Source organism: Pseudomonas rossensis, assembly GCF_039888995.1.
GTDB lineage: Bacteria > Pseudomonadota > Gammaproteobacteria > Pseudomonadales > Pseudomonadaceae > Aquipseudomonas > Aquipseudomonas rossensis.
Genome location: NZ_JBBWCB010000226.1, coordinates 1 through 5,680, shown reverse-complemented (window position 1 = coordinate 5,680; position 5,680 = coordinate 1). Strand labels below are relative to the sequence as shown.

Below are 5,680 nucleotides of genomic sequence, written 5' to 3'. Positions count from 1 at the left end.
AGCCCATGCAATGCAAGGTCATAGACCTTGTCGGCGTGATGCTGCATTGCATTGTCCAGGCATACCGCGCCCCAGGTATGATGACGCAGACCTGGGACGGAATAGCATGGCATGCCTGCGGTTGCGGTGTACCTCAATTCCGGGATAGTGAGACTTTTGCGGGGCTCCCAACTACCAGTATACGCATCGCAAATTAAATCAACCAAGTCCTGCGATCTTATTTCACTCGAGAAAACAAATTTTATTGCTAAAATCGCATTACTTCGCCTGCAGACCGCGGCAATAAGCCAGATTCGACTAAGCACGTTTTTGGTTTTTGTTCTTTTATCGCCACTTACATTTAACACAAAAAACGCGTCCGCGTGATAAGAGTCAATTTCTATTAAGTCATAGACATCAAAATCCTCGATAAACGGAACATGGCCGGTACCAACTTTGCTATGGGTCAGCGCAACCCTGCCACCGGTAACAAGCGCCGCCCTTGCAAAATCATTTTTGAGAATATTATCGATGTATGTGCCGATTGTTTTTCTGGCTCCCCGAGGCTGATTTAGCGGCCACTCTTCTTCTGTCACCCCCGAAGATCGGCAGATATCATAAAAAACAGCGCACAGATGTTTTTTCTCAAATCGCGATCCATGCCCGGAATGCCAGTCTTTTCGGAAGACTTCTTCCTCGAACCGGCTAGCTATATCAGGATACTTAGCCAATGTGTAAGTCAAAATACCGGCGAGTCCACCCTGGGCTTCGCTGTGTTTCTTTTCAGGGGGCGTCTTGCGAGTGTAGGGAACGACACGACTGAAGGGAATCAAAGCGGCCTCGCCCCAAAATATGCCTTGTTCATCTATGGTCGTGTATCTCTTAAAATACCTCGACAACTCACATTCTGGCATACCAGTGAGCTTCAGTATTTGGGGGCCAGTATACCCATCCAGCTTTAGCTCAATAGCTTGTTTATTTCTCATAAATATATTTCTAACGCCAGGCTCTAAGGCGTATGCATCGACATGATTGAATCCAATATCGGCAATGCGCTCACGCGTAATTTTATGCCTCATAAATCCACCACAAAGTATCTTTATTAAAGATGTTTGAATCAAAATCCACATCAATCAAGCAGCATGAATGCATTCGACAGAATACCAACAAGGACAAGCTTTTGTCGTACGAGCTTAGAGCCGAAAGAAATGAATGAAGCGTACCCTTTTTAGCGCCACTCACATAATCCATCGCAGTTTGGTCTAGACCATGAGGTATATATGTATGACGACCACCGCTGAGAAAACTCGACAACCTAAGAAGCGAAAGTAGCTTACCCTTCTTGGGTGTCCAATCTTCATCGCTAAATTCGATGTAGTTATATTTTATCTTTTCGGCGGCACGCAATTTGTCTGCATAATTCTCAGAGCGCCCCGTCACTCTCAAGTAATGGAGTTCGACCATGCCTTCACGCCTATTGACTTCAACGTGATAATCCAATCGATCTAGGGAGTCCGAATTGACAGCTTTAAAGGTGGGATTAAATTGAAAGCTAATTACGTCACATGAGAATTCAAGATACAAAAGCCAATGCGCCAGTTGCCTATCGGAACCGAGCAAGATTACCTGGTTCATCTTTGTACTGTAGACAGCCCAAAGATTTCCGAAATGCTTACCACGTTTAGTAAAATATGCAGTTCTGCTTTTAGCAGGCATAGCCACCCCCATTGTTGGTTGTGGATATGCTGATCCTTATCTCAATTCCTTATGATTGGGGCATTCCAAATTAATCCTTGGAATCAGCGTAGTGGTTGTTCTGGCGTGGTGCCACCTAAGGATAAAGATTTTTAAACCCGAAAAATAAATCAAAACTATCGCCACATGATGCAACTATAGTCTTACCCTATTTAGATTATTACTACGCAAGTTTTTATTACCTTACAGGAGCACGGCCGAATAGGACGAGAGGTAGCTCATAGCCTTTTTAAAAACTGATTGCTTCTACCTGTTTATTAAGGATATTTGAATCTAGTCAAATTTTAGGTTTTCTCTTCCGGGTGCTTCAAGCTACCAATCCCGATCCCTGTTCGAGCCAACCCAATACCCCGGCTCCAGCAATCGACACTCGAAACGTCTGATCATGTAAGACCCACCCGGGCAGCTTCGCTCAGAGTTCGTTGACAGGCACCCAGATCAAAGCGTCAGCCGGCTACCGCTGCGGCGACAAACAGCCCTTCGATCCTGCTAACGATCTACATCTACGTCTATCTCAACCGCATCAAGACCGGCGCAGCGAACTTCGCCTACGGGGCATCGAAGGACTCTATAGATCTCAGAAATCACCTGCATCGTTGCGTCTTCGACCGTTCCTTCATTACGGCATAAAACCCAGTCGTGATCTGCAATCGCTTGCTCGAACGCCTTGGTACAAGCGACATGTTCTTCCAGCTTATGGATCACAGTACTGCTCAGCCCACGCCGTCGTGCCGCTGCCCTCGCCCATGAAATATCAGGGGCGGTGACAACCCCGACATGCAGGTCTGGCACTCGCACGTTTCGATCAATGTTCAACTGTAGAATCTCTGCAAACGGGACTATCCGGCGAAATGCGGCATCAGACGGGTACCAGCGATCGATCAAGATGATGCTGCCTGGTGGCTGTTTAGCCAGCACGTGGTGGGAAATCCATGTACGGCTATCAGCAAAGCGCTCACAAACCTCCAACTCCAAATCCCGGGTGGGATTTCTGACGAGTTTGTTAACGAGGGTCATTGTTTCACCCCTAAAGGGATCGCTTTTTCTCTCGCAAAGTCGGATCACCTTTTTGTTGTCTGCCCTCAGTACTTTCGTAACGGCCTCCAACAGTGTGGTTTTGCCGGCTCCTTTGGGCCCATCTAGAGAAACAAACAGCGGACGATTCATTCTTCACATAACGATTGATATACGGTTTTTTTGCCCGGTTCGTTCGCTGGAACCGCTTGGCGCGACTACGCGAATCGAGTGGAGGGTCCTTATGAGCAGACATTGATGAACACTCTAACCTGATTTCTGGCTAACGGGTCTCAAAATCCAGGGTTACAGCCGCTGATCAACATCGTTCATCGCCCATAAGTTAAATTATGTGTCTGGATGGAACTTCTCACAGGTGTTGTGACCGTCACTAAAAATGATAAAGCTGGCAGGAAAAAATTAGCCAAACTGGCGCTTGATCACGCGAAACGGATGTTCAACCTTGGCCCGGACCTGCGCTTTCGCGTGTTCGATCTTGCGTCGCATGCGCCCGATCAACTCTTTTTGCGTGCTTTTTATAGCTGCTGGGTCGAGCGGCTATCGACCAGATCATCTTGCGCTCCTGATGCTCTGGGCGTTTGTCCACTCCGGTGTAACCCGCATCCCCGCACACGTAAGTTTCCTCGCCGTGCAGTAACTGATCGACCTGTGTCACGTCCGCTACATTTGCTGCGATGCACCAAGCCGGATTCGGCGTCGACGCCGATGTGCGCTTTCATCCCGAAGAAATATTGGTTTCCTTTCTTCGTCTGATGCATTTCAGGGTCGCGTTTACCGTCCTTGTTCTTGGTCCAACTCGGCGCATGAATGATCGTCGCATCGATAACCGTGCCGTGACGCAGCAGCAAACCACGATCACCCAGATTGCCATTGATAACCTGCAAAATCCCGCCCGCCAACTCATGTTTCTCCAGTAGGCGCCGGAAGTTGAGGATCGTGGTTTCATCGGGAATTCGATCCAGATGCAGCCCCGAGAACTGGCGCAGGATCGTGGTCTCGTAAAGTGCTTCTTCCATCTCCGGATCGCTGTAACCGAACCAATAACGCATTGGGGAGGTGACAAAACCGACCCAACGCCATACGACCCGATACAGTTGCCGCGCATCGACTAGCGCAACGTGTTCAAGCACACCACCTTGGGCTGAGTCATTTCCTCATAGGCAAATCGCACGCCTTCCCGGCCGAGGCTACCGTACTTCGAACCGCCAAACGGCATCGCATCGAAGCGGTAGTCGGAAGAGTCGTTGATCATTACCCCTCCGGCTTCGATCCTTCGTGCGGCGCTCATCGCCGTTGCCAGATCATTGGTGAAGATCCCCGCATGCAGGCTGTATTCGGGTTCATTGGCCAAATCGATGGCTTCGTCGAAAGACTCAAAGCACTGCAATACCACCACCGGAGCGAAGACTTCATTGCGCCAGAGTCGACTGGCGTGATCGACATTTTCCAATACGGTGGCGGCATAGCACGATCCTTCACGCCGATGGCCGCAGAGCAACGTGGCGCCCTCTTGCAAGGCCTCGTTCACCACTTGCTCGGCATTCTGCGCGGCTTGCGCAGTAATCATGGGGCCGATATCGGTGTCGGCCCGTAATGGATTGCCGACCACAAGCGCACGGGTTTGACTGACAAAACGCTCTCGGAACGCTTCATAAATCGACGCCTGAATCAGCAAGCGCTGGGTGCCTACGCAGTTCTGCCCCGCGGCCCAAAACGCTCCGGACACACAACTCTCGACAGCCGCCTCAAGGTCGCAATCGTCCATGACGATTACCGGTGCATTGCCGCCCAGATCCATAGCCAGCTTCTTCAACCCAGCCGTGCGGGCGATCTGCTCAGCGGTGACGAACCCGCCGGTGAAGGAAATCATCCGCACCTCACGCGCGGCGACCAATGCCTTGCCCAGTTCCGCGTCGCCGGTGGCCACTGTAACCACTGATTCAGGCAAGCCTGCTGCGACCAGATAAGACACCAGTTTAAGCGCCGACAATGGCGCGAGTTCGGATGGTTTGAGAATCACCGCGTTACCGCCCGCAATGGCCGGTCCGAGTTTATGCGCCACCAGGTTCAACGGATCGTTGTACGGCGTGATCGCAACAATAAGACCCAGAGGTTCACGGGAAAACCAGCCCTGACGCGATTCGGAACCTTCATAAGCGTCAAAAGGCACCACCTCCCCGGCATTGCGCCTGGCCTCCTCGGCCGACAGCTTGAGGGTGTTGACGCAACGCTTGACCTCCTTTTCCGCCTGTTTGAGGGTCTTCCCGGCCTCGTCGACGACCAGCCTGGCAAACACATCGGCATCACGTACCTTCACGCCAGCCGCGGTCCGCTTTTGTGACTGCAGCGCGTACGCGTCCTGTGCCTCCCGACTGATGTCATAACGACGCGCCACCAGCTGGTGGCATAACAAGAACTTTTTCCATGCATGTTCCGCAGTCTCTGCCGGCACCGCTCTCGAGCGTCGCCGCCATGTTCCAGGATACCGAGGGCTTAACCAAGTCCGTGACATGGCCCCGTCCAATATGCAGCTTCATGTGGGACACCTGGATGCGTCGGAACAGGCCGCCAATCAGAAGACCTTCTTCGCTCCAGTCAAACTGAAAGGCCTCTGCGAGTGCGAACGTCAACGGTACAAAGGAGCGCAAAGACTTGCCTTGCTCACCTCGCCACGAGCGTACAAACGCTGTGAGCTGGCTGTAGCCGCCGTCGTAACCCTCGGCCTTGATCTGCTCAAAGAGTGCTGTGGCGCTCCTGCGGTTGTGCTTTGCCCGAAACGAATCGGCCTTGAGCGCCTGCTCCAGCGTCTCGTGAAATGGACTGAGTTTGTTGAAGGCTGCGCACCGCTGGTACGCCGGCTGAGTAGCTTCGGGCGCTCTGACCCATTTCCGTATGGTGTTTCTCGACAGCC

At 51.6% G+C, this 5,680-nt stretch carries 3 protein-coding genes and 4 pseudogenes; all 7 read right to left on the bottom strand.

Annotated elements, in window-relative coordinates; genetic code table 11:
• The coding region (locus WLY71_RS29425) for a hypothetical protein (protein WP_347806370.1) at positions 1-1,058 on the bottom strand (1,058 nt) is incomplete at its 3' end.
• Entirely contained in the window at positions 1,048-1,695 is a 648-nt protein-coding gene (locus tag WLY71_RS29420; protein WP_347806369.1) for a hypothetical protein, read from the bottom strand. The genes WLY71_RS29420 and WLY71_RS29425, both read right to left, overlap by 11 nt.
• A 528-nt stretch (positions 1,696-2,223) precedes the next feature.
• Positions 2,224-2,901 (bottom strand): dTMP kinase, encoded by a 678-nt coding sequence (locus WLY71_RS29415; protein ID WP_347806368.1) that lies wholly within the window; start codon positions 2,899-2,901, stop codon positions 2,224-2,226.
• 270 nt (positions 2,902-3,171) lie between these two features.
• Positions 3,172-3,818 (bottom strand): annotated as a pseudogene (locus tag WLY71_RS29410) (IS5 family transposase); the annotation flags it as partial.
• Between the two features lie 59 nt (positions 3,819-3,877).
• Positions 3,878-5,077, bottom strand: a pseudogene (locus WLY71_RS29405) (aldehyde dehydrogenase family protein); the annotation flags it as partial.
• Positions 5,078-5,092: 15 nt separating this feature from the next.
• A pseudogene (locus WLY71_RS29400) lies at positions 5,093-5,170 on the bottom strand (hypothetical protein); the annotation flags it as partial.
• 115 nt (positions 5,171-5,285) lie between these two features.
• Positions 5,286-5,680: pseudogene (locus WLY71_RS29395) on the bottom strand (IS21 family transposase); the annotation flags it as partial.